General features: G+C 67.7%; 18 protein-coding genes and 3 riboswitches. Of the genes, 8 read left to right on the top strand and 10 right to left on the bottom strand.

Annotated features, from left to right (window positions below; genetic code table 11):
* Window positions 1–54 precede the first annotated feature (54 nt).
* Window positions 55–708 carry a TetR/AcrR family transcriptional regulator gene (locus JVH1_RS22405; protein ID WP_043779458.1) on the bottom strand — a complete coding sequence of 218 codons (654 nt, stop codon included), beginning with the start codon at window positions 706–708 and terminating at the stop codon, window positions 55–57.
* Between the two features lie 76 nt (window positions 709–784).
* Here JVH1_RS22405 and JVH1_RS22400 point away from each other — a divergent pair, with 76 nt between their 5' ends.
* The gene (locus JVH1_RS22400) at window positions 785–1,678 is read left to right on the top strand and encodes an SDR family oxidoreductase (protein ID WP_009475675.1); all 894 of its coding nucleotides are present in this window, start codon (window positions 785–787) and stop codon (window positions 1,676–1,678) included.
* A 26-nt stretch (window positions 1,679–1,704) separates the two neighbouring features.
* Complete coding sequence (locus JVH1_RS22395; protein WP_009475676.1) at window positions 1,705–3,201, top strand: NAD(P)/FAD-dependent oxidoreductase; 1,497 nt, start codon at window positions 1,705–1,707, stop codon at window positions 3,199–3,201.
* Between the two features lie 32 nt (window positions 3,202–3,233).
* Here the strand turns inward: JVH1_RS22395 and JVH1_RS22390 are convergent, their stop codons facing one another.
* Both JVH1_RS22390 and JVH1_RS22385 read right to left on the bottom strand, forming a co-directional pair.
* Entirely contained in the window at window positions 3,234–4,274 is a 1,041-nt protein-coding gene (locus tag JVH1_RS22390) for a YihY/virulence factor BrkB family protein (protein ID WP_009475677.1), read from the bottom strand.
* 42 nt (window positions 4,275–4,316) lie between these two features.
* The gene (locus JVH1_RS22385; RefSeq protein WP_009475678.1) at window positions 4,317–6,752 is read right to left on the bottom strand and encodes a response regulator; all 2,436 of its coding nucleotides are present in this window, start codon (window positions 6,750–6,752) and stop codon (window positions 4,317–4,319) included.
* 197 nt (window positions 6,753–6,949) lie between these two features.
* Between JVH1_RS22385 and JVH1_RS22380 the strand changes: the two genes are divergently transcribed.
* Complete coding sequence (locus JVH1_RS22380; protein WP_009475679.1) at window positions 6,950–8,305, top strand: MFS transporter; 1,356 nt, start codon at window positions 6,950–6,952, stop codon at window positions 8,303–8,305.
* 69 nt (window positions 8,306–8,374) lie between these two features.
* Here JVH1_RS22380 and JVH1_RS22375 read toward each other — a convergent pair whose 3' ends face one another.
* The 5 genes from JVH1_RS22375 to lipA form a co-directional block, all read right to left on the bottom strand.
* Window positions 8,375–9,598 (bottom strand): amidohydrolase, encoded by a 1,224-nt coding sequence (locus JVH1_RS22375; RefSeq protein WP_009475680.1) that lies wholly within the window; start codon window positions 9,596–9,598, stop codon window positions 8,375–8,377.
* 51 nt (window positions 9,599–9,649) lie between these two features.
* Entirely contained in the window at window positions 9,650–10,387 is a 738-nt protein-coding gene (locus JVH1_RS22370) for a hypothetical protein (RefSeq protein WP_009475681.1), read from the bottom strand.
* 29 nt (window positions 10,388–10,416) lie between these two features.
* Window positions 10,417–11,109 carry a DUF5058 family protein gene (locus JVH1_RS22365; protein ID WP_009475682.1) on the bottom strand — a complete coding sequence of 231 codons (693 nt, stop codon included), beginning with the start codon at window positions 11,107–11,109 and terminating at the stop codon, window positions 10,417–10,419.
* A gap of 123 nt (window positions 11,110–11,232) precedes the next feature.
* Window positions 11,233–11,333: riboswitch (glycine riboswitch) on the bottom strand.
* A 3-nt stretch (window positions 11,334–11,336) separates the two neighbouring features.
* A riboswitch (glycine riboswitch) is annotated at window positions 11,337–11,428 on the bottom strand.
* Between the two features lie 201 nt (window positions 11,429–11,629).
* On the bottom strand, window positions 11,630–13,003 hold the full coding sequence (gene lpdA, locus JVH1_RS22360) for a dihydrolipoyl dehydrogenase (RefSeq protein ID WP_009475684.1): 1,374 nt from the start codon (window positions 13,001–13,003) through the stop codon (window positions 11,630–11,632).
* A 34-nt stretch (window positions 13,004–13,037) separates the two neighbouring features.
* On the bottom strand, window positions 13,038–13,967 hold the full coding sequence (gene lipA / locus JVH1_RS22355) for a lipoyl synthase (protein ID WP_009475685.1): 930 nt from the start codon (window positions 13,965–13,967) through the stop codon (window positions 13,038–13,040).
* A 285-nt stretch (window positions 13,968–14,252) separates the two neighbouring features.
* A riboswitch (glycine riboswitch) is annotated at window positions 14,253–14,344 on the top strand.
* Window positions 14,345–14,465: 121 nt separating this feature from the next.
* Between lipA and gcvP the strand changes: the two genes are divergently transcribed.
* The 5 genes from gcvP to JVH1_RS22330 all read left to right on the top strand — a co-directional run bounded on the left by gcvP (window position 14,466) and on the right by JVH1_RS22330 (window position 21,722).
* A complete protein-coding gene (gene gcvP / locus JVH1_RS22350; RefSeq protein ID WP_009475686.1) occupies window positions 14,466–17,420 on the top strand; it encodes an aminomethyl-transferring glycine dehydrogenase in 2,955 nt (984 codons plus the stop codon).
* Entirely contained in the window at window positions 17,417–18,532 is a 1,116-nt protein-coding gene (gene gcvT, locus JVH1_RS22345; protein WP_009475687.1) for a glycine cleavage system aminomethyltransferase GcvT, read from the top strand. The genes gcvP and gcvT overlap by 4 nt, the downstream gene beginning before the upstream one ends.
* A 38-nt stretch (window positions 18,533–18,570) precedes the next feature.
* Window positions 18,571–18,975 carry a glycine cleavage system protein GcvH gene (gene gcvH / locus JVH1_RS22340; protein ID WP_009475688.1) on the top strand — a complete coding sequence of 135 codons (405 nt, stop codon included), beginning with the start codon at window positions 18,571–18,573 and terminating at the stop codon, window positions 18,973–18,975.
* Window positions 18,972–20,240 carry a serine hydroxymethyltransferase gene (gene glyA / locus JVH1_RS22335; protein WP_009475689.1) on the top strand — a complete coding sequence of 423 codons (1,269 nt, stop codon included), beginning with the start codon at window positions 18,972–18,974 and terminating at the stop codon, window positions 20,238–20,240. The genes gcvH and glyA overlap by 4 nt, the downstream gene beginning before the upstream one ends.
* 99 nt (window positions 20,241–20,339) lie before the next feature.
* On the top strand, window positions 20,340–21,722 hold the full coding sequence (locus JVH1_RS22330) for an L-serine ammonia-lyase (RefSeq protein ID WP_009475690.1): 1,383 nt from the start codon (window positions 20,340–20,342) through the stop codon (window positions 21,720–21,722).
* 69 nt (window positions 21,723–21,791) lie between these two features.
* On the opposite strand, the gene JVH1_RS22325 is transcribed toward JVH1_RS22330, so the two are convergent.
* Window positions 21,792–23,300: a carboxyl transferase domain-containing protein gene (locus JVH1_RS22325; protein ID WP_043779472.1), complete on the bottom strand. Its 1,509-nt coding sequence runs from the start codon at window positions 23,298–23,300 to the stop codon at window positions 21,792–21,794.
* Window positions 23,300–24,496, bottom strand: a complete 1,197-nt coding sequence (locus tag JVH1_RS22320) for a CaiB/BaiF CoA-transferase family protein (RefSeq protein ID WP_009475692.1) — start codon at window positions 24,494–24,496, stop codon at window positions 23,300–23,302. Before JVH1_RS22320 ends, JVH1_RS22325 begins: the two co-directional genes overlap by 1 nt.
* Between the last annotated feature and the right edge of the window lie 85 nt (window positions 24,497–24,581).

The following is a 24,581-nucleotide window of genomic DNA, read 5'->3' as shown; positions in this document are numbered from 1 at the left end:
GCCGTCGGGTCCGCCATGTGAGTGGCGAAGCGTTGCCCCCGGACGTTCTGCCACTCACATGGGCTGGGGGCCGAGCTGCCCCAAGACGGCCGAGAGGATGGTGTGCGCGCTGCCGATGACGGTTTCGATCGGCTGCGGGTTCTCCGACAGCACCCACTGCTGGGCGATCATCAGCACGGCTCCCACCAGCCCGGTCGCGAGGGTGCGCAGGTGGAAGTCGGGGAATGCGGTCCGGTCGACTGCCGGACCGATGACGACGAGAACGGCATCCACGAACGACCGGGTGACGCGGCGGTAGGCGTTGTCGACCTCCGGCCCGACACCGAGGACTTCCTGGAATGCGATCCGCGGGATCCGCGGGTCGTCGGCGACCGATCGGAAGAACCCGGTCAGCGCACCGCGCACCCGCCTGTCGAGATCGGCGCCGCCGTCCCTCGCGCCGCGCAGGACGCTGTCGCGCAGGCGGTCGGTCACGCTCGCGTAGGCGGCCAGGAGCAACGCCTCGCTGTCGTCGAAGGACTCGTAGAAGTAGCGCTTGGTGAGCCCGGCCGTCGAGCAGATCTTTTCCACCGTCGCGGAGCGGTATCCGCTGGTCCCGAACACTTCGACAGCCGCGTCGACGAGGCGCACGCGACGCTCTTCCTGACGCTGACGGGGACCCGCACCGCGGTACGTGCGGCCCGTTTCGTCGAGGTTGGGCGAACTCACGCCCCCATATTGACACCGCGCAGTTCCAGTTACAAACTGACACCGAACGGTGCCAGATCACACGCCAGGAGATCCCATGCCCACGCTGAGGAACAAAGTCGCACTCGTCACCGGGGCCGCGCGTGGTATCGGCGCGGAGACGTCCCGCGCCCTCGCCCGCAAGGGCGTCAAACTGGTTCTGATCGATCTGGACGCCGAACCGCTGAACGCGCTCGCCGCCGAACTCGGCGACGACGTCGCGATCGCCGCGGCCGCCGACGTCTGCGATCTGGCCGCCATGGAGAAGGCCGTCGACGCCGGTGTCGCGAACTTCGGCGGCATCGACCTCGTCCTCGCGAACGCCGGCATCGCCAGCTACGGCTCGGTCCTGCACGTCGATCCGGCCACGTTCAAGCGCGTCATCGACATCAACATCCTCGGCGTCTTCCACACCGTCCGAGCCGCACTGCCCTCCGTGATCGAGCGCAAGGGGTACATCCTGGTGGTGTCGTCGCTCGCCGCGTTCGCGCCCGCACCCGGGCTGGCCGCATACAACGCCAGCAAGGCCGGCGTCGAGCATTTCGCCAACGCGCTGCGTCTCGAAGTCGCGCACAACGGCGTCACCGTGGGCTCGGCCCACATGTCGTGGATCGACACCCCGCTCGTTCAGGACGCGAAAGCCGACCTCACCGCATTCAACCAGCTTCTCGCCGTCCTGCCGGGACCGCTCGGTAGGACGACGTCGGTGGACGCGTGCGTCGACGCGTTCGTCGACGCCCTGGCCGGGCGGAAGCGCCGCGTCTACGTGCCGCGGTGGGTCGAGCTCGTCGGCTGGCTGAAGGCGGTGGTGACATCGCCGATCGGGGATCGCAGCCTGCTGCCCCACGTCCCCCGCATTCTTCCGTTGATGGACGAAGAGGTCGCGAAACTCGGCCGGTCGACCAGCGCACGTAATGTCGCTCTCGACGACGTCGCCGTAGACCCGAAGTAGCCTTCCCAGCCAGCGAGAGAGCGTTCATGTCACACACCGAGACCGCCGCCGAGACCACCGGGGCGAAGACGCCCGTCGAACACGTCGACGTGCTGATCATCGGAGCCGGACTGTCCGGGATCGGTGCCGCATACCACCTGCAGGACAACTTTCCCCGACGGACCTACGCGATCCTGGAGAGCCGCGAGTCGATCGGCGGCACGTGGGACCTGTTCCGCTACCCCGGCATTCGCTCCGACTCCGACATGTACACCCTGGGCTACCGGTTCAAGCCGTGGTCGGGTGAAAAGTCCATCGCCGACGGGCCGTCGATCCTCGAGTACGTCAAGGAAACGGCGGCCGAGCACGGTATCGACCGGAACATCCGGTTCCGGCACAAGGTCGTTCGTGCCGAGTGGTCTACCGCGGATTCGCACTGGACGGTCGACGCCGAGCGCACCGATACCCGCGAGACGGTCCGGCTCACAGCCGATTTCCTGATGTCCTGCAGCGGCTACTACAGCTACGACGAGGGCTACACCCCCGAGTTCCCCGGGCTCGACCGGTTCGGTGGTCGCGTCGTCCACCCGCAGCAGTGGCCCGAGGACCTCGACTATGCGGGCAAGCGGGTCGTCATCATCGGCAGCGGCGCCACCGCGGTGACGCTGGCGCCGTCCATGGCTGCCGACGCCGCCCACGTGACCATGCTGCAGCGGTCGCCCACGTACATCATCTCCATGCCGGCGAAGGACAAGCTGGCCAACAAGCTGCGACGCCACCTGCCCGCCAAGCTCGCCTACGGCCTCACCCGCCTGAAGAACGCATCGGTCGCCACCGCGATCTACCAACTGTGTCAGCGGTACCCGGAATTCATGAAGGGCCGCATCCGGCAACTCCAGGAGAAGTGGCTGCCGAAGGGGTACGACATCGACACCCACTTCACGCCCCGATACAACCCGTGGGATCAGCGACTGTGCCTGGTCCCCAACGGGGATCTGTTCCGAGCCATTCGGAACGACGAGGTGTCGATCGTGACCGATCACATCGACACCTTCACCGAAACCGGGATCACGCTGAAGTCCGGTGAAGAGTTGCACGCCGATGTGGTCGTCACCGCAACCGGATTGAACCTGCTCGCGTTCGGCGGGATGACGCTCGCCGTCGACGGCCACGACATCGACCTCACCGAAACCATGGCATACAAGGGAATGATGCTCAGCGGGGTCCCCAACTTCGCGTTCGTCATCGGGTACACCAACGCGTCCTGGACGCTCAAGGCCGACCTGGTGTGCGAGTACGTCTGCCGTCTGCTCGCGCACATGGACGAGAACGGCTTCACGCAATGTGCCCCGGAGCGCGACAGTTCGGTCGAGGAGGAGCCGTTCCTCGACTTCGCCGCCGGATACGTGCTGCGGTCGGTGGAATCGTTCCCGAAGCAGGGTTCGAAAGCGCCGTGGCGGCTGCGGATGAACTACTTCCGCGACCTGGTTGCATTGCGGCACGGCAAGATCCTGGACGACGCCATGACCTTCAGCCGCCTGTGAGTACTTATTAACCGCGGGCGGTTAACAAGCACTCACGGGCCCGCGGCCTCGCTCTCGCGCAGCGCCTTGCCCTCCTGCACGTACTGCTCGTACTTCTCGGCGTTCTTGTCGGAGACGCGCGTATCGCGGGGCGGCAATTGCAGTTCGTCCTCGGCCGGAATGCCGGCCTGCAATTCCCGTCCGCGTTCGAGTTCGGCATCCAGTTCGGCGCCGAAGAGCAACGCCAGGTTGGTGATCCAGAGCCAGAGCAGGAACACGATCACGCCGGCCAGGGAGCCGTACGTCTTGTTGTAGCTGCCGAAGTTGGCGACGTACAGACCGAACAGGACCGACGCCACGATCCACGTCACGATGGCGAGGAAGGCGCCGGCGCTGATCCAGCGGAAGTTCGGTTGCTTCACGTTGGGCGTGACGTAGTAGAGGATGGCCACGGCTACCACGACGATGCCGAGGACGAACGGCCAGCGTGCGATGTTCCACACGGTCAGGGCGGTGTCGCCGAATCCGATCGTGTCACCCACCGAGCGTGCGACGGGGCCGCTCAGGGCGAGCGTCGCCGCAGCGGCCGCGACCAGAACCAGGCCGACGATGGTGACGGCCAGCATCTGGGGGCGGAGCTTCCACACGGGACGCCCCTCCTCGACCTCGTACATGCGGTTCATCGCGCGTCCGAACGCCCCGATATAGCCGGACGCCGACCACACCGCACCCAGCAGGCCGAGGACGAGGGCCATTCCCGCGGTCGGTGCTGCGACCAGTTGCGCGATGGGGTCGCGCAACGTGTCCACGGCGGAGGACGGCCCGAGGTCGTCGACCATCTGCAGGACCGCGTCGGTGGTGCGCTGCCCCTGACCGAACACTCCCAGCAACGAGACCAGCGCCAGCAGCGCAGGAAACAGCGAGAGGACCGCGTAGTACGTCAGCGCGGCGGCCAGGTCGGTGCACTGGTCGCGTGTGAACTCGTGCGCCGTCTTCCTGATGACGTACCACCAGGACGGTTTCGTCAGGTCCGCGGGCGAATCCGGCTTACGCGGATCGTCGGGTTCCGGTTCGGCGTGTTGATCGTCGTTCATCGGTCACGCCTACCCGGAACGCAGGTCGGGGAAACTGGGGCCTTATTCGCGGTCGGTGCCTGCGGTGAAGTTCGCGACGACCTCTGCCGCGATCTCCCGAAGTTTGACGTTGCGGTTCTGCGAATAGGAGGCGAGTTTGTCGAAGGCGGTGTCGGCGTCGCACTGGAAGGCGGCCATGGTCAGCCCGACAGCTTGGCTGAGGGTTGTTCGCGTATCCAGCGCTTTGCGCAGTTGTTCCGTCTCGAGCTCGGTGTCCGTGATCAGAGTTTCACGAAGCCACGACATTTCGAGATGAACACGCACCCGCGCGACGAGTTCGCTCGGCTGAAACGGTTTGACGATGTAGTCGTCGGCGCCGTGGTTCAGTCCGTCGATGGTCGACTCCGTTCCCGCTCGGGCGGTAAGCAGAACGACCTGCAGACGGGCCGTCGACTGCTCCGATCGCAGCTCGCGGAGGAAGTCGATGCCGTCGCGACCGGGAAGCATGATGTCGCTGAGCACGAGATGCGGCGTGCGGACGGCGACGCGCTTCAGTGCGGACTCCGCGTCGGCGACGGCGTCGACGTCCCAGCCCTGCTCGTGCAGCAATCGTGTGAGGTACGCCCGCAGGTCCGGATGGTCTTCGACGAGCAGGATGCGGCGGCGGTCCGCCCCGGGTTCGGTCGACGGCGCGACCTCGGCGGACGGTTCGCCCTGGTCGATGTCGCCGAAGGACGTCACCGCGCCGACGGGTCGGTCGTCTGCGCGCGGGGTGACGCCGTCCGGCGCCGGGACCCGCGGTACGCGGACGGTGAAGGTGCTGCCCCGGCCCGGTGCGCTGTCGAGTTCGACGGAACCGCCGAGCGCAGCGGCGAAATCGGCCACCAGGGAAAGCCCGATGCCGACGCCGCCCGACCCGCCGGCCTCGACGCGATAGAACCTGTCGAATACGCGTTCCCGTTCTTCGGCGGGAATGCCCACCCCCGTGTCGGTCACGCTCAACACCAGCCGGCCGGCGTCCTGGCGGAGCGCCACGGACACGGATCCGGACCGCGTGTACTTGACCGCGTTCGACACGAGGTTCAGCACGATCTTCACCCACATCTCTCGGTCCAATTCGACCGGACCGGCGCCTTCGTCGATATCGGCCCGGAGCGCGAGTCCGGCCTGCACGGCGGCGGAATCGAACATGCTCACGCATTCGGCCGTCAACCGGCCGACATCGGTCGGCTCCGGGCGTGGCAGCAGCTGGCCGGCTTCCGCCTTGGACAGATCGAGGAGGTCGTCGACGAGCTGCTGCAGCCGGACCGCTGCCCGGTAGGCAGCCGCGATCGCGTCACGCTGATCTGCGGGCGACTCGTCCCCGGTCCGCTCACACAGAGTCTCGAGGGGGCCCAGCAGCAAGGTCAACGGGGTACGGAACTCGTGACTGACGTTCTGGAAGAACCGCGTCTTCGCCGCGTCGAGTTCCGCCAGCGCGGCGGCGCGGTCCCGTTCGAACTCGTAGGCCAGAGCGTCCGAGATCAGCGTCGACACCTTCGCGGTGACCAACTCGGCGAAGCCCCGATACGCGTCGTCGAACGCGCGATACGGACTGATCCCGAGCACGAGCACACCCACCGGCTCGGCGCGACCCGTCACGATCAACGGGCACAGCCGCACCTCCGTCACCGCCTTCGACCCGGCGGGCTCGAACGATTCGCCGGGCGCCTGGACGCGGCGGCTGGTGACGTCGGTCGCCGGAATTCGGGCGGGCCTGAACTCGCCCGCGTCGTCCACCCCGGCGGCACCGACGAGCACAAGGTCGTCGGCGGCGTCGTCGGCGCCCGAGCCACCGGCGACCTCCCGACGGAGGTAGATCGCGGCCAGCGGAACGTCTTGTCCGCTGGCGCCGAGCACTCGCACGACCGCACGGCAGGCATCGACGAGCGGGTCGTCACCGCCCGCGGTGGATACCGTGCCCAGTTGCCGCAGCGTCTCCAATCGCCGCTCCCCGAGCACGGTCGCGGTCACGTCGGTCGTCGCGACGAAGACACCGGCGACGTTCCCGTCCTCGTCCTGTACCGGACTGTAGGAGAACGTCCAGTACGTCTCCTCGAGATACCCGTGCCGCAGCAGGTACAGCGGCTGATTCTCCGTGTAGGTCGCCGCGCCGCCCGACATCACCTGCTCGGCGAGCGGTCCCACCTCGTCCCAGATCTCCGCCCAGCACTGGGCCCCGGGTTCGCCGATCGCGGCGGGGTACTTGGCGCCGAGGACCCGGGTGTACGCGTCGTTGAAGATCTGCACGAGCTCAGGACCCCACCAGAGCAACATCGGGACCTCGGAGGGCAGCACGGTGCGTATTGCCGCCCGCAACTCGACAGACCAGGTCTCGACCGGCCCCAGCGGTGTGGCCGCCCAATCGATGCGGCGTAGCCGCTCCCGTGTCTCGCCCGGCCCGGCGAACAACCGATCCGCCGACCAGGAATTACCGAAACCCGAGCCAGTCACATCCATGGACCTTTCCGCCCACTGCCGGTCGCCCGGACCCGTCCGTTGTCAACAGGGAAATCATGGCCCAGTACCGCGTGCAACCGCCACTTCTCGTCTTCCGACATTCGGAAGCGAAGTTGGATTCGAGTGACCCGTCCGCCACGGTAGGTGAGTCGTGAGCCACATCACAGCCCACCTCCGAGGAAGAGCAGGTCCCGCGCATGCAATTCGACCTACGCGAACGCATCGACAGCAGTCCGATGACGCCCTACCAATGGGGCGCCATCGCCATCTGCGGTCTACTCAACGTGCTCGACGGCTTCGACGTCCTCGTCATGGCGTTCACCGCCCAGTCGGTGTCGCAGGAGTGGGATCTGTCCGGCTCGGTCGTCGGTCTCCTGCTCAGCGCCGGACTGTTCGGGATGGCCGCGGGTACGCTGTTCCTGGCGCCGTGGGCCGACACCATCGGCCGCCGCGCGATGATCCTGCTGTGCCTGGCACTCGCGTCGACGGGCATGCTGCTGTCGGCGGTCAGCCAGAGCGCGTTGCAACTCGGCCTGCTCCGCGCCCTCACCGGCGTCGGCATCGGCGGAATCCTCGCCAGCAGCAACGTCATCGCCAGTGAGTACGCGTCGAACCGCTGGCGCGGGCTCGCGGTGAGTCTCAACTCCACCGGTTACGCCGTCGGCGCCACCCTCGGCGGAATCATCGCCGTCGTGCTGCAGAACTCGCTCGGCTGGCGCTCGGTGTTCCTGTTCGGCGGGCTGTGCACGGCGGCCATCATCCCCGTCGTCTACGCCCGGCTCCCCGAATCCATCGACTTCCTGCTCGTCCGGCGACCGGCCAACGCCCTCGACCGGATCAATGCCTTCGCCCAGCGGGTCGGCCAGCCGCGACTCGACGGACTGCCCGCACCGCGCGCCGCCGCCACCGCCGACGCCGGATTCGCGATGCGCGTCCTGCTGTCTCCGCAGCGCCGCCGCAGCACACTCCTGGTGTGGTTCGCGTTCTTCATGGCGATGTTCGGCTTCTACTTCGTCACCAGCTGGACGCCGAAACTGCTGGTCGAGGCGGGCATGTCCGCGAACCAGGGCGTCACCGGCGGAGTGCTCCTCAACCTCGGCGGCATCTTCGGCGCCACCCTGCTCGGGGCGCTGTCCGCACGCTTCGCCCTCAAGCGCGTGCTCATCGCCTACATGGCGATCGCGGGCGTGCTGCTCGTCGCCTTCGTCCCCGCCACCGCGTCCATCGTCATCGCGTTCGGGCTCGGCGCCCTGATCGGCGTCTTCGCCAACGGCTGCATCGCCGGGCTGTACGCAATCACGCCGTCGGTCTACTCGCCCGCCGTCCGGGCCACCGGCGTCGGCTGGGGCATCGGCATCGGCCGCGTCGGCGCCATCGCGTCCCCGATCGTCGCGGGCGCCCTCCTCGACCGCGACTGGTCGCCCACCCAGCTGTACATCCTCGTGGCCGCGTCCTTCGTGCTCGCCGGACTCGCCGTGTCGCGACTGCGGTTCGAGAAGACCGGCGTGGACGCCGGGGACGCCACCGCGGACGCGCCGCTGACCACTCACTGAGGCGGCTCCGCCACCCGTGCGTGGTTGACGAGTGTAGAGACTCGTTAACCACTCACGGGCCCGGAGGGCCTAGATCCCGACCTTCGACAGGATCGCCGTCATCGCCGCCTGGACGCCGGTGGACAGGGTGGGCTCTGCGACGGGGGCGAAGAACGGTGAGTGGTTCACCGGCACAGGCTTTCCACTCTCGAGGGTTTCCGCGGTGTGGCCGCCGAACATCCAGAACACCGACGGAACGCCGATCACCTCGGCGAGCAGGCCGAAGTCCTCCGAGCCCATCATCGGAGTCGACGGCGTGACGTTGTTCTCGCCCAGCACCTTCTGCAGCTCGGCGACGAGTTCGGCGGTGGCGTCGGGATCGTTGTAGTTGCGCGGGAACGTGTACAGCTCCTCGATCAGCGGCTTCGGCGCCCCGGACGCGGCGGCCTCGGCGTAGATGATGCGGCGCAGCGCGGCATTGACCTGCTCACGCACCTCGGGGTCGAGGGTGCGCACGTTGATCGTGAACTCGGCCCGGTCCGCGATGATGTTCTCCTTCAGCCCCGCATGGAACGTGGCGACCGTGACGACCGCCGGCTTCATCGGGTGAACTTCGCGGGACACAATGGTCTGGATGCGGTTGATCATGTTGACGCCCTGGATGATCGGGTCGATCGAATCCTGCGGCTGGGAGCCGTGTGAGCCCTGGCCGTAGACGGTGACCTTCAGCGAATCGGCCATGGCCATCGCATCGCCACTCGTGACGTGCACGGTGCCGGCCAACATCGGCCCGACGTGCTGCCCGAAGACGATCTCCGGCTTGGGTGCCCGGTCCCACAGGCCGTCCTCGACCATCGCCTTCGCCCCGGCCGCCGTTTCCTCGCCGGGCTGGAAGAGGAACACGATCGTTCCGGCCCACGCCTCCCGCGCGCCTGCGAGCAGTTCGGCGACGGTGAGCAGGGTGGCGACGTGTGTGTCGTGGCCGCAGCCGTGCATCACTGGCACCTCGGTGCCGTCGTCGAGGTGTCCGGTGGCGGCGCTGGCGTAGTCGACGCCGGTGTCTTCCGCGATCGGCAGCCCATCGGAATCGGCGCGGAAGGCCACCGTGGGGCCCTCGCCGTTGGTCAGGACACCGACCACTCCGGTGCCGCCGCAGACGAACGTGTCGATCCCGAGGGCGACGAGGGAAGTCTGGATCAGCTCGGCGGTCTTGTGTTCCTGCATGGACAGTTCCGGGTGCGCGTGCAGGTGGTAGTAGAGGTCGTGCATCTTCGTCCGCAGCTCGTCGGTGAGCGCGATCGGCAGGTCGGTCATGGAGCCTTCTTTCGAATCAGGTGAATGTGGGATATCTCCGCGTATCGGTTCTTACTCGATGGTCGCGAGCTCGGCCGGGCTCTGGTCGTTCTTGTTCCGCAGGAACCAGGCGAGGACCGCCGTCACGATCACCGCGATGGCGGTGGACGACAGCGCGAGGCTCGGCATCGCCGGAACCACGACGAACGTGATGACCGCGGCCACCAGCAGCGCGACCACTGTGGCCCGGGGCTGCTTCATCGACACGATCGCCTGTACGAGGACCGCCCCCAGGACCGAGGGAAGGATGTAGGAACGGGTGACGGTCACGATGTCGGCGGGAATCACGCTGATCAGCCAAGTGCCGAGCAGCCCCACGAACACGGCCAGGGACACGAGGTGCACCATCGCGGCGCCGCAGATCGCCAGGACCGCAGCCAGTTCGGCCCGCTTGGTTCCCGGTTTGGCTCCGATGTTCGTCTGCGCGATCAGCGCGGCCGGCAACAGCTTGTTCGCGATGTTGCCGATCATGAACGCCTGGTACATCGCGGCCGGGCCGAGGATGGGGAAATAGGTCAGGGGTTCGACCAGCCAGATGATGAAGAATGTCCCGGCCACCGCGGCGAACGCGGTCCACAACTGGCCTGCGGTGACGTCCACCTCACCCGAGAACACCAGGTACAGGGGCGCACCGATCGACAGGAGCAGCCCCACGATCATCGTGATCCGACCCCAGCGGGACGTCGTCTTGTCGAACTCGGCGAGTGCACGCGCGCCGGTGGACACCGTTACGGCTTCGTCGGTAGTCATCGAAAAGTCCTTTCCGTGCGTGTCGTGAATCAGGAGGTGACCAGGTAGGTGACGGTGAGGGCGACGAGGATCGAAATACCCAGCCCCCATTCACGGAGCCAGCCCTTGCCGAACGTCCGGGCCACGAACAGGCAGATCCCCATTGCGGCCGCGGAGGCGGCGAACGCAACGATGTGATAGCTGGACTTCGTGAGTTCCTGGAAGCCCAGCGACGCGAACGCGCCGATCAGGGCCGCGGACGGAACGACCGCCATCAACGCCGGATTCACCGTGCGGATCTTCGCGTCACCCCGCTTCAGCAGCGGAGTGAGGACGAGCGCGGACAGCATCCACATCACGCCGCCGATGCTCATCGCGAAGAATGCGACGACGAAGACGTTCTGGGTGTACGTGTCGGCGCCGAGTTTCGCGCCCATGGAGTCGGCGGCGATGCTGGCCGCGGACACGTCGTACGCGGCGGAACCGATCAAGCCGATGCGGGCCAGGACGGCGGGCGTGCCAAAGAGAGCGAGCAGGGCGATCGCCACGAGGCAGACCGCCAGAGACGGTCCGATCGCCGAGACGGCGCCAGAGCGGAACGAGACTTTCATGTCTTCCGGCGACATGTCCGCGACGGGTGCCACCTTGCGGACCGCGGTCATGTAGATCGCCGACTGCACGACGATGACGACGAAGATGCCGGCAACGGCCACCCAGAGAACAGGCGAGTTGGCGACAGCCATGATGTCTGTGGATGTCCCACTAGCAGTCACATTCATGGATCTCCCAGGGAGAGTGAGTAACCGGCGAACCGATCGCTCGAGCGATGTGAGGGTGATCCGGTGGATCACCTCGGCTGACACCCGCTCTGTTCCGTAACCTGAGAGTTTGGAGACACACTCGTGCGAGTGGTCATCGTGCCCCGTCGGTGAACGTGCCGTTACAGGCGACACGCTGCTCTCCAGAGTTCCCGACCCTGACTGTCCTGGTGCCTGAGAGTTTGTGGGTACTTGCTCCTTCGGCGTCCGGGACTCGGTCCCGGAACTCTCCAGCCAGGTTCATAGGGAGAAACCACCGTGATGGTTCCGAATCGAACTGACTCGGGACGTACTGTTCCGCAGACGTATTACGAAAGCATGACTTCACCGTTCCGGCGTGTTAACTCACCCTCCCGGGCGGAAATCGCCAGTGCGCGTTCGCATGCCGAACACCCCATGTGAGTGGCAAAGCATGCGCCAGCACACTTTGCCACTCACATGGGGGTCAGCCGTGGACGTGGAGAGGCTTGCCGGCCACTGCCATCAGTGCCTCACCGAGCGCCTCGCCCTGGGTGGGGTGGGCGTGCACGAACTTCGCCGCCTGCGCGGCATCGACCTCTAAGTTGTAGAGCAGCTGCGCCTCACCGATCAGCTCACCGACGCGGTCGCCGACCATGTGCACGCCGACGACGACCCCGGTCGGCGCCACCACGAGTTTGACCGCCCCCGACGTCTTCAGGATCTGGCTCTTGCCGTTGCCGGCGAGATCGTAGATTACGGTCTCGACGTTCTCGCCGAACTTCTCCCGGGCGGCGGTCTCGGTCAACCCGACGGACGCGACCTCGGGGTGGGAGTAGGTGACCCGCGGGATCCCGGTCTCGTCGACGACGTCCGGACGGAGCCCGGCGATCTCCTCGGCCACGAAGATGCCCTGCTGGAAACCGCGGTGGGCCAGCTGGAGCCCGGGGACGATGTCGCCGACCGCGAAGACGTTCGGGACCGTGGTGCGCAGTCGATCACTGGTCACCACGAAGCCCTTGTCGAGCATCACTCCGGTCTCCTCGTACCCCATCGACGCGGTGTTGGGTCCGCGCCCCACTGCGACCAGCACGACGTCGGCGTCGAGCACGTCGCCGGAGTCGAGGGTGACGGACACCGCATCCTCGTCCTGCGTCACCTCCGTCACCCGCACACCTGTCTTCGCGGCGATCTTGCGACGACGGAATGCCCGCTCGAGGTACTTGGAGGTCGTTTCGTCCTCGTTCGGCACCAGCCGCGGCATCGCCTCGACGATCGTCACCGACGCACCGAACGACGCCCAGACACTGGCGAATTCGACGCCGATGACGCCGCCGCCCAGGATGATCGCCTTCTTCGGGACGGACGGCAGCACGAGCGCCTGTTCGCTGGTGACGATCCGGCCGCCGATGCTGATGCCGGGCAGCGTCTTCGGCGACGACCCCGTCGCCAGGACGACGGCGGCGCCCGTGATCAGCTCGTCGTCGACCTCCACTCCGTTGGGTCCGACCAACCGTCCGCGGCCGTTGACGACGGTGATGCCGTGCGAGTCGACGAGGCCCTGCAGTCCTTTGTGCAGTCGGGTGACGATGGTGTTCTGGTAGCTCAGGACCTTCTCGAGGTCGACACCGTCGAACGTGACGTCGACACCGAACTGCGAGGCGGTGCGGGCACTGTCGGCGACCTCGGCGGAGTGCAGCAGCGCCTTCGTCGGAATGCACCCCTGATGCAGGCACGTGCCGCCGAGTTCGTTCTCTTCGACGAGGATGACCGAACGGCCCAGTTCGGCCGAGCGGATGGCGGCCGCGTAGCCGCCGGAACCGCCGCCGAGGATGACGACATCTGCAGATCGGTGGGACATGGGAACTCCTTACTGGAACGGAAGAGGACGGGGTTCAGTGGACTGCGGTCGCGGCGACGGCCTCCGCGTGGAGGCGGCCGGCCCGATAGGAGGAGCGCACGAGCGGACCGGACAGGACGCCGAGGAAGCCGATCTCGCGGGCGATCCCGTCGAGCATGACGAACTCGTCCGGCTTCGCCCACCTCGCCACCGGATGGTGCCGGGCCGACGGCCGCAGATACTGCGTGATCGTGATCAACTGGCAACCGGCGGTATGCAGGTCCCGGAGGGCCCGAATCACCTCGTCCGTGGTCTCCCCCATCCCGAGGATGAGGTTCGACTTGGTGATCAGGCCGTCCTCCCGGGCCCGGGTGATCACCTCGAGGGAACGCTCGTACGTGAAGGCAGGGCGGATACGACGGAATATCCGGGGAACGGTCTCCACGTTGTGCGCCAGCACTTCCGGACGGGTGTCGAACACCTCGCGTAGTTGCGCGGCGTCGGCGTTGAAATCGGGGATCAGCAGTTCGACGCCGGTGCCCGGGCACAGTTCGTGAATCTGCCGCACCGTCTCCGCGTACAGCCAGGCGCCGCCGTCCGGCAGATCGTCGCGGGCAACCCCGGTGACGGTGGCGTACCGAAGGCCCATGGTCTGCACCGACTCCGCGACCCGTCTGGGCTCTCCCCGGTCGAGTGCGGCGGGCCGGCCGGTGTCGATCTGGCAGAAGTCGCACCGCCGGGTGCACTGACTTCCGCCGATGAGGAACGTCGCCTCACGGTCCTCCCAGCATTCGAAGATGTTGGGACATCCCGCTTCCTGGCACACGGTGTGCAGGTTCTCGCGTTCGACGAGAGCGGCCAGGTCCCGGTATTCGGGGCCTGTCCGCATCTGCACCTTCATCCACGACGGTTTGCGTTCGACCGGAGTCTTGGCGTTGCGGACTTCGAGGCGGAGCAGTCGGCGGCCGCCAGGCTGTGCAGTCATGTGGGGAACTCCTAGGACCGGTCGAAACCGGTCGGTATGCGGCGTCGGGCCCGCGCGGTGGACAGCGCGGCACCAGGGAAGGGTGATCGGGGCGAGCGAGCACACATCGACAACCGTTGAGGCTGCGGGCATCTGGGATCTGATCGCCCGGCGTGTGCGGTCACGTCCGAGCGAAGATGCATCGAGGATGCCAAACGACGAGGACTTTTGGCAACACCGTCGGTCCGAGGAGACAAACCCGCGGCGTCTGTGTACTGTTTGGCCAATCACAACTGAAGACGCCGTTGACGCGCAGCGGGAGAACCTCCGTTTCGGAGGCGCCGTAGGAGCAACTTCCTCCCCGGGAATCTCTCAGGCCCCAGTACCGCAGCGCAGAGGCAACTCTGGAGAAAGTACCGGCCGTACGGCCGGAACTTACCGAAGGTGAAGAGCACGCCGCAGTTGCGGTGCGCCCAAACTCTCAGGTTTCAGGACAGAGCGGGGAGGTGCCCCTTGTCGATGTCCGGTGCGGTCCGGACTCAACGAAACCGGAGTCACCTCGTGCCAGCAGAACCCCGCACCGCCATCCCCGGCGTGCCCCTCACCAGCAACTTTCCGTCCCGCCACATCGGTCCTGACGCCGCCGCGTCACGGCGGATGCTCGACGCCCTCGGTTACGACAGCCTCGCGAACCTGATCGACAGCGCGGTGCCGGACCAGATCCGCAGCTCACAGCCCTTGAATCTGCCCGCGGCGAGGTCCGAGCAGCAGGTTCTCGCCGATCTGCGGGCACTGTCGGAGCGCAACGAGACCCGCGTCCAGATGATCGGCCTCGGGTACTCCGACACCATCACTCCCGCGGTGTTGCGGCGGAACATGCTCGAGTCCCCCGCCTGGTACACGGCCTACACCCCGTACCAGCCGGAGATCTCCCAGGGCAGGCTGGAGGCGCTGCTGACGTTCCAGACCGTCATCGAGGATCTGACCGCCCTTCCCCTGGCCGGCGCGTCGCTGCTCGACGAGGCGACCGCCGTGATGGAGGCGGTACTGCTGATGCGGCGTGCGAACAAGTCGAAGTCCGCCACCAACCGCGTCGTCCTCGACGCGGACTGCCTGCCGCAGACACTGGCCGTCGTCCGGGGACGGGCGAAAGCAGTGGGCATCGAGGTGGTGGTCGCGGAACTGTCCGGGGAACTGCCCAGCGGTGACATGTTCGGGGTGGTCTTCCAGGCGCCCGGTGCGAGCGGCGCGGTGCGCAACCTGGCTCCGATGATCGCCGCGGCGAAGGCGCGCGGCGCCCTGACCACCGTCGCGGCGGACCTGCTGTCGCTGACGATTCTGACACCGCCCGGCGAGCAGGGCGCCGACATCGCCGTCGGGTCGGCGCAGCGATTCGGTGTGCCCCTGTTCTTCGGCGGACCGCACGCCGGCTACATGGCCGTGCGCAGCGGGCTCGAGCGCATGCTGCCCGGCCGTCTCGTCGGAGTGTCCGTCGACGTCGACGGGAAGACCGCCTACCGGCTGGCTCTGCAGACCCGCGAACAGCACATCCGGCGTGACAAGGCGACCAGCAACATCTGCACGGCGCAGGCGCTGCTCGCGAACGTCGCCGCGATGTACGCCGCCTACCACGGTCCGGAGGGGTTGCGCGCCATCGCGAATCGGGTGCACACCCACGCGACGACCATCGCAGGAAGCCTGCGCGCCGCCGGTCACACGATCGTGCACGACAGCTTCTTCGACACGGTTCTCGTGCGGGTCCCGGCGGGTGCCGGGGCGATCGTGGAGTCGGCCGATCGGGACGGCATCAACCTCCGTCTCGTCGACGCCGATCACGTCGCGATCGCCTGCGACGAGTGCACCACCGACGCCATCGTCCGGCGGGTGGTCGCCGTGTTCGGTGCGCAGCCGACGACCGTCGCGGTGCCCGAACTGCCGTCGGCACTCGCCAGGACGTCGAAATACTTGCAGCACCCCGTGTTCCACGATCACCGCTCCGAAACCGCGATGCTCCGCTTCCTGCGCACGCTGTCGGACAAGGACCTCGCGCTCGACCGCACCATGATCCCGCTCGGATCGTGCACGATGAAATTGAACTCCGCTGTCGAGATGGAACCGATCAGCTGGCCCGGATTCGCGTCCATCCACCCGTACGCCCCGGTCGCGCAGACGGCGGGCTACCTCGAACTCGTCGCCGACCTGGAACGCTGGCTCGGCGAGATCACCGGCTACGATCGGGTGTCGTTGCAGCCCAATGCCGGATCCCAGGGCGAGCTGGCCGGCTTGCTCGCGATCCACGGCTATCACGAATCCCGCGGCGACTTCGGACGCAACGTCTGCCTCATCCCCCAGTCCGCGCACGGCACCAACGCCGCATCCGCGGTTCTCGCGGGCATGAAGGTCGTCGTCGTCGCGACCGCGGAGAACGGCAACATCGACGTGGGTGACCTGCGCGCGAAGATCGCGGCGCACGAGGGCGCGATCGCCGCGATCATGTTGACCTACCCGTCCACTCACGGCGTGTACGAGAACGACGTGCGGACGGTCTGCGATCTGGTGCACGAGGCCGGCGGGCAGGTGTACGTCGACGGCGCGAACCTCAATGCGCTGGTCGGCCTCGCACAGCCAGGCAAGTTCGGCGGCGACGTCTCACACCTGAACCTGCACAAGACGTTCTGCATCCCACACGGCGGCGGCGGTCCCGGTGTCGGGCCTGTCGCGGTGCGCGAGCATCTGGCGCCGTTCCTGCCCGGTAATCCGCTGGGCGACGACGACCTCGGCACCCCGGTGTCGGCGGCCAACTACGGATCGGCCGGAATCCTGCCCATCACGTGGGCGTACATCGCGCTGATGGGTCCGGACGGGCTGACGAGCGCCACCGAAACCGCGGTGCTCGCAGCCAATTACGTCGCCCAGTCACTGGATCGGCATTTCCCGGTCCTCTACACCGGCCCGTCCGGTCTGGTGGCACACGAGTGCATCCTCGACCTCCGGCCCGTCACCAAGGCGACCGGCGTCACCGCCGAGGATGTCGCGAAGCGGTTGATCGACTACGGCTTCCACGCGCCCACCCTGTCGTTCCCCGTCAACGGCACCCTGATGGTCGAACCGACCGAGTCCGAGGACCTGGCCGAACTCGACCGCTTCATCGAGGCGATGGTGTCCATCCGCCGCGAGATCGACCTGGTCGGCGACGGCGTGTGGCCGCTCGAGCGCAGCCCGCTGCGTCAGGCCCCGCACACCGCCGAACAGGTGACCGCGGACGAATGGGATCTGCCCTACCCGCGCCACCTCGCCGCCTACCCCGTCGCGTCGCTTCGCGCCGCCAAATACTGGCCCCCGGTGCGTCGCATCGACGGCGTCCACGGCGACCGCAACCTCGTCTGCTCGTGCCCGGCACCCGAGGCCTTCGAGAACACCACCGACATCGACACTTCGGCCATCGCCGAGACCCCCGAGGAGGCCTTCGCATGACCCTCACCACGACGCCCGCGTCCCCGCTGCTCGGCGAGCACGGCGCACTGGGGGCCCATTTCACCGACTTCGCGGGCTGGCAGATGCCGCTGAAGTACGACAGCGAACTCGCCGAGCACCACGCCGTCCGCAAGACCGCCGGACTGTTCGACCTCTCACACATGGGCGAGATCGCGGTCACCGGCCCCGAATCCGGAGCGGTCCTGGATTACGCTCTGGCCGGCGAACTCTCGAAGATCGGCGTCGGCAGGGCCAAGTACTCCCTCCTGTGCAATGCGGGCGGCGGAGTCATCGACGATCTGGTCGTCTACCGTCTCGCCAACGAGCATTTCCTCGTCGTGGCCAACGCGGCCAACGCGCCGACGGTGCACCGCGAACTGGCGGCACGCGTCGAGGGCTTCTCCGCCAGGGTCGACGACCAATCCTCGGAGACCGCGCTGATCGCGGTGCAGGGACCGGCCGCGCAGGACGTCGTGCAGTCCCTCGTTCCCGCCGAGCAGGTCGAGACGGTGGCGGAGTTGAAGTACTACGCGGTCACGCGCGCGGTGGTCGCCGGCATCGACGTCCTCCTCGCCCGCACCGGGTACACCGGGGAGGACGGGTTCGAGCTGTACGTGCCGAACGAACTGTCCGTGCAGTTGTGGCGCGCACTGCTCGACGCCACCACCGCCCGCGGCGGCGTCCCCGCCGGCCTCGCGTGCCGCGACACCCTCCGCCTCGAGGCCGGAATGGCCCTTTACGGCCACGAACTGACCCTCGACACGAATCCGTACGAAGCCGGGCTCGGCAAGGTGGTCCGGCTGAACAAGGACTTCGTCGGCCGCGATGCGCTGCAGACGTTGTCGGATCAGGCCCCGCAGCGGGTGCTCGTCGGCCTCGCCGGAGGCGGGCGCCGGGCCGCCCGCGCCGAGTACACCGTGTTGGACGCGGCCGGTGAGTCGGCGGCCGGCACCATCACGTCCGGGGCGTTGTCTCCCACACTCGGGCATCCGATCGCGCTCGCATTCGTGGACGTCGCGATCCGCGAACCCGGCACCGAACTGACGGTCGACATCCGCGGCAAGAAGGAACCGTTCGTGGTCACCCCGTCGCCGTTCTACCGCCGCTCCTGAACCGTTCCCGCCCACTTCAGCCCCGAAAGGGTCACACCATGTCTTCGCACGCCTTCCCCGACGACCGCAGCTACACCGACGACCACGAGTGGGTCCTGATCGAGCCGGGCGCCGCCCTCCCCGACGAACCGGTCCGCGTCGGCATCACCTCCGTCGCCGTCAACTCGCTCGGCGAGCTGGTCTTCGTCGACCTGCCGGAGGTCGGCGCGACCATCGTCGCCGGCGAATCGTGCGGCGAGGTCGAGTCGACCAAGACCGTGTCCGAGCTGTACCCGCCGGTGAGCGGCCGGGTCACCCTGATCAACACCGCCGCCGTCGACGACCCCGGACTGGTCACCTCCGACCCCTACGGGGAGGGCTGGCTGTTCGCCGTCCAGCCGTCCGCCGCCGGCGAGCTCCTCACCGCGGCCGAGTACGCCGAGAAGAACGGGGTGCAGGCATGAGTGTCCTGAACCGCGACCTCGCGGATTTCGACCCGGACGTCGCCGCACTGATCGGCAAGGAGCTGGAGCGCCAGCGCACCGGCCTCGAGATGATCGCGTCGGAGAACCACGCCCCGCTTTCGGTGATGCAGGCGCAGGGTTCCGTGCTGACCAACAAGTACGCCGAGGGCTACCCCGGGCGGCGCTACTACGGCGGCTGCGAGCACGTCGACACGATCGAGCAGCTCGCCATCGATCGCGTCAAGGCGCTGTTCGCCGCCGAATACGCCAACGTGCAACCGCATTCCGGCGCCACCGCGAACGCGTCGGTGATGCACGCGCTGATCGAGCCGGGCGACACGATCCTCGGACTGTCCCTCGCCGACGGCGGCCACCTCACGCACGGCATGCGCCTCAACTTCTCCGGCAAGCTCTACAACGTCGCCGCCTACGGGGTGTCCGAACAGGACTACCTCATCGACATGGACGAGGTGGCGAAGGCGGCACGCGAGCACCGGCCGCAGCTGATCATCGCCGGCTGGTCGGCCTACCCCCGGCACCTGGACTTCGCCCGCTTCCGGGAAATCGCCGACGAGGTCGGCGCCTACCTGATGGTCGACATGGCCCACTTCGCGGGTCTGGTCGCCACCGGATTCCACCCGTCTCCCGTCCCGCACGCACACGTCGTCACGTCGACGACGCACAAGACCCTCGGCGGACCCCGCGGCGGCATCATCCTGACGGGCGACGCCGCCATCGCGAAGAAGATCAACTCCGCGGTGTTCCCCGGCCAGCAGGGCGGCCCACTGGAACACGTGATCGCGGGCAAGGCAACGGCATTCAAGATGGCGGCCGAACCCGAATTCGCGGAGCGTCAGGAACGCTGCCTGGACGGCGCGAAGGTGCTCGCCGAACGGCTCAGCCGACCCGACGTCAAGGAAGCCGGAATCAGCGTCCTCACCGGCGGCACCGACGTGCACCTCGTCCTCGTCGACCTGCGGGATGCCGCCATCGACGGGCAGCAGGCCGAGGACCGCCTCGATGCGATCGGAATCACCGTCAACCGCAACGCCGTTCCGTTCGATCCACGGCCGCCGATGGTGACGTCCGGTCTGCGTATCGGCACCCCGGCACTCGCCGCCCGCGGCTTCGGCCGGGACGACTTCGCGACCGTCGCCGACCTGATCGCCCAGGCCCTCGTCGCGCCCGCCGACGCGGACACGTCCGGGTTGGCCGCCCAGGTCCGGGCGCTCGCGGACAAGTACCCACTCTATCCGGGGCTGTAAGTCGGTGACAATGTTTCCCGCATCGATCCTTCCATCCGCTCCTCACTCCGTTCCTCGCTGCGCTGCGGTACTCGTTGCGATGCTCCGGAAGGACCTCGCGTGACGATCAGTGTGTTCGACCTGTTCTCGGTCGGTATCGGACCCTCGAGTTCGCATACCGTCGGGCCGATGCGGGCGGCGGGCACGTTCGTCGACGACCTCGACACACTCGGCCTCCTCGGGGACGTCGCCGGTGTCCGTGTCGATCTGTACGGATCGCTCGCGGCCACCGGCGCCGGCCACGGCACCATGTCGGCGATCCTCCTCGGCCTCGAGGGGTATCGGCCCGACACCATCGCCACGGAGGAGATGGAGACGCGACTCGACGCGGTGCGGGCGAGTCGGCGGATCCGCCTCGGCGGGACGGTCGACGTTCCGCTCGCCGAGGACGAGATGGTACTGCACCCGTTGACGGTCCTGGATTTTCACCCCAACGGCATGACCCTCACCGCCACCGGCGTCACCGGTCGCCAACTGCACGCGCAGACGTACTTCTCGATCGGCGGCGGATTCGTCGTCACCGGCGCCGAACCGGAACTGCCCGTCGACGCAGGCGCGAATTCGCTGTCGTTCGGGTCGGCGCGCGAGTTGCTCGACCTCAGCGAGCACTACGGGCTCACGATCAGCGAGATCATGCTCGAACACGAACGCGCCCTCCGGCCCGAGCCGGAGGTCCGGGCGCGGCTCCTGCACATCCGGGACGTGATGGTCGAGTGTCAGCGACGCGGAATCAGCCGGGACGGGTACCTGCCCGGCAGTCTGCGGGTACGCCGCCGCGCCCGCGGCTGGTACGAGCGGCTGAATCTGGAGGATCCGGGTCGTGATCCCGCCTTCGCCGAGGACTGGGTGAACCTGGTGGCGCTCGCCGTCAACGAGGAGAACGCGTCCGGCGGACGGATCGTCACCGCCCCCACCAACGGGGCGGCCGGCATCATCCCGGCGGTCCTGCACTACGCGCTGCACTACACCCCCGCCGGAAAGGCGGACCCGGACGGCACGGCGGTGCGATTCCTGTTGACGGCAGGCGCAATCGGATCCCTGTACAAGGAACGGGCCTCGATCTCCGGGGCCGAGGTGGGCTGCCAGGGCGAGGTGGGTTCCGCGGCGTCCATGGCCGCCGCCGGCCTCGCCGAGATCCTCGGCGGCAGCCCGGAGCAGGTGGAGAACTCGGCGGAGATCGCGATGGAACACAGTCTCGGTCTGACGTGTGATCCCATCGGTGGCCTGGTGCAGATCCCGTGCATCGAACGCAACGCCATCTCGGCGGGCAAGGCGATCAACGCCGCCCGGATGGCTCTGCGCGGCGACGGCACCCACCGGGTCAGTTTGGATCAGGTGATCGAGACGATGCGGGCCACCGGCGCCGACATGAGCTCGAAGTACAAGGAGACCTCCACCGGTGGTCTCGCCGTGAACGTGTCGGTGAACCTCGTCGAATGCTGACATAAGTCAGGCGCGGACCACCGCATGGACGCGGTGCCGGGGATCCGATCGGGATTCCCGGCACCGCGGTCATGCGTGTGCGGGCTGCAACAGACCGATCCGGTCGAATCGCTCCGCACGGTCGGAGAGTCGCTGGGTGGTATTTGCCGAATCGAGGAGCGACAGTTCGCGGTGGAGTACCGCACCCACCCGGGTGCAGAACGCCGTGGATTCGTCTGCCGCGTCCGGGAATTCGGGGATCACCTCGTCCACGATGCCGCCCGCGAGGAGATCGGACGACCGGATTCCCTGCCGGGCGGCCATGTCCGGAGCGTGCGCGATGTCGTGGTGCAGGATCGCGCTCGCACCTTCGGGCGGCAGGGGTGAGAGCCAGCCGTGCTGGGCCGCGAGCACCCGGTCGGCCGGGATCAACGCGAGCGCGCCGCCGCCGGTGCCCTGCCCGAGCAGCAGGGAGATGGTGGGGACGTCGAGCGAGACCATGTCGGCGATGCAGCGGGCGATCTCACCGGCGAGACCGCCTTCCTCCGCCTCCTTCGACAACGCCGCTCCGGCGGTGTCGATCACCGTCACCAACGGCAGGTTCAGTTCCGCCGCCAGCCGCATTCCGCGGCGCGCCTCCCGCAGGGCGCCCGGGCCGAGTGGCGACCGCGTGGTCTGCCCTCGACGGTCCTGGCCGAGCAGGACGCACGGCATGTCACCGAACCGGACGAGGGCGAGGATCAAGCCCGGATCGACCTCTCCCTGACCGGTTCCGTTGAGCGGAAGAACATCCGACGCCGAGTGGAACATCACCTCCCGCACCCCGGGCCGGTCCTCGCGGCGCGAGGCGACCACCGAATCCCACGCGGGGACGTCCGGGAGACTCTCGGGCACCGAGGCGTCGGCGAGCGACGGCCGGCAGGCACGACTGGAGGTGATGATGCGCAGCGCACGGTCGACGATCTCGGCGAGCTGATCCGGCGGCCGCACGGCGTCGATGAGTCCGTGCGCGTGCAGGTTCTCGGCGGTCTGGACGCCCGCCGGGAACGGCGACTCGTACAGCGCCTCGAACACGCGCGGTCCGAGGAAGCCGACGAGCGCTCCCGGTTCCGCGATGGTGACGTGCCCCAACGATCCCCAGGACGCGAACACCCCGCCGGTCGTGGGGCTCCGGAGGTAGACGAGATACGGCAGGTGCGCCTCCTTGTGCTTGATCACCGCCGCCGTGATCTTGACCATCTGCAGGAACGCGGTCGTTCCCTCCTGCATTCGCGTGCCGCCCGACGTGGGCAGGGCGAGCAGCGGAAGGCGCTCGCGCGTGGCGCGCCGGATCGCGGCGACCAGACGCTCGCCTGCGGCCACTCCGATGGAGCCGCCGAGAAAGCCGAATTCGCAGACGAGGATTGCCGTTCGGCGGCCACGGATGGTGGCCACTCCGGTCAGCACCGCCTCGTCGAGGCCGGTCTTCTCCTGTGCGCGAAGAAGTTCGTCGGCGTACTCGGGGTCCGCCGCGACCTGGATCGGGGGCGTGTCCCACGACTCCCACGTGCCGGAGTCGACCACGAGCTCGAGCAAATCGGGAGCGGTCAGGCGAGCCATCAGCTGCACTCTTTCAGCCACGACAGCACGGTGTCGTTGTCCGCGCCGAGGACCGGTGGTGCGGTGTGCCGGGTCTCGGTGACCTCGGTGCCGTCCGGTTCGAAGAACCGCAGGGGCGGGCCGGGCAGGGTGATGTTGCCGAGTGTGCGGTGGTCGACGTCGACGAGCAGTCCCTGCGACTTGGTCTGCTCCCATTCGTAGACTTCGGAGATCGTCCGGACGCGTCCCGCAGGCACTCCGATGCGGTCGAGTTCGACGAGAAGTTCGTCGCTGGTGTACGCGCCGAACGCGTCCTCGACCAGTTCCAGGACCTGCTTGTGGTTCTCGACGCGCTCGGGATTCGTGGCCATTCCGGGGGTTTCCGGATCGAGGTGGAAGCCCGCGCAGAACCTCTTCCACAGTCCTTCGCTGCCGACTGAGATCTGGACGGCGCCGTCGGCGGTGCGGAACAGCCCGTAGGGCGAGATCGACGGATGGTGGTTGCCCTGCGCCTCGCCGACCTCGCCGGCGACGGTCCACTTCGTTCCCTGGAAGGCGTGCACGCCGACGACGCTGGCCAGCAACGACGTTCGCACGACGCGGCCCCGTCCGGTGCGCTCTCGTTCCTGCAGGGCGGCGACGACGCCGAACGCCCCGTACATGCCGGCGAGCAGGTCCGCGATGGGGACGCCGACGCGCTGGACGTCGTCGGGATTGGGTCCGGTCAGCGACATCAGTCCGGCCTCGCCCTGCGCGATCTGGTCGTACCCCGCGCGTCCGCCTTCGGGTCCGTCGTGACCGAAACCGCTGATGGATAGGACGACCAGGCGCGGGTTCAGCTCCGCGAGGCGTTCGGTGGTGAATCCCAGGCGGTCGAGGACGCCGGTGCGGAAGTTCTCCATGAGGACGTCGGCGCGCCGGACGAGCGATTCGAGGGTGGCGTGTCCGTCTTCGGCCTTGAGGTCGAGGGTGATCGACTTCTTGTTCCGATTCGCGGACAGGAAGTACGTCGATTCCCGCTCGGCGTCGGCCGGCTCCACGAAGGGCGGCCCCCATCCGCGGGTGTCGTCGCCGCCGTGCGGGGTCTCGATCTTGATGACGTCGGCGCCGAGGTCGCCGAGCATCATCGCCGCGTGGGGGCCCGCGAGTGCGCGGGTCAGATCGACGACGACCACTCCTTGCAGCGGACCTGTGCGCTCCATCGTGTTCGTGGACATGTGAAACCACCCGTTACTTCCTGGCAAGAGCCGCGAGAGCTGGACTATTGGTGCAGTGACCTAGTGGACTAGCCAATTAAATGAA

The sequence above is a fragment of the Rhodococcus sp. JVH1 genome (assembly GCF_000280725.2).
GTDB lineage: Bacteria > Actinomycetota > Actinomycetes > Mycobacteriales > Mycobacteriaceae > Rhodococcus_F > Rhodococcus_F jostii_A.
This window is presented reverse-complemented; position numbering and strand designations above follow the sequence as displayed.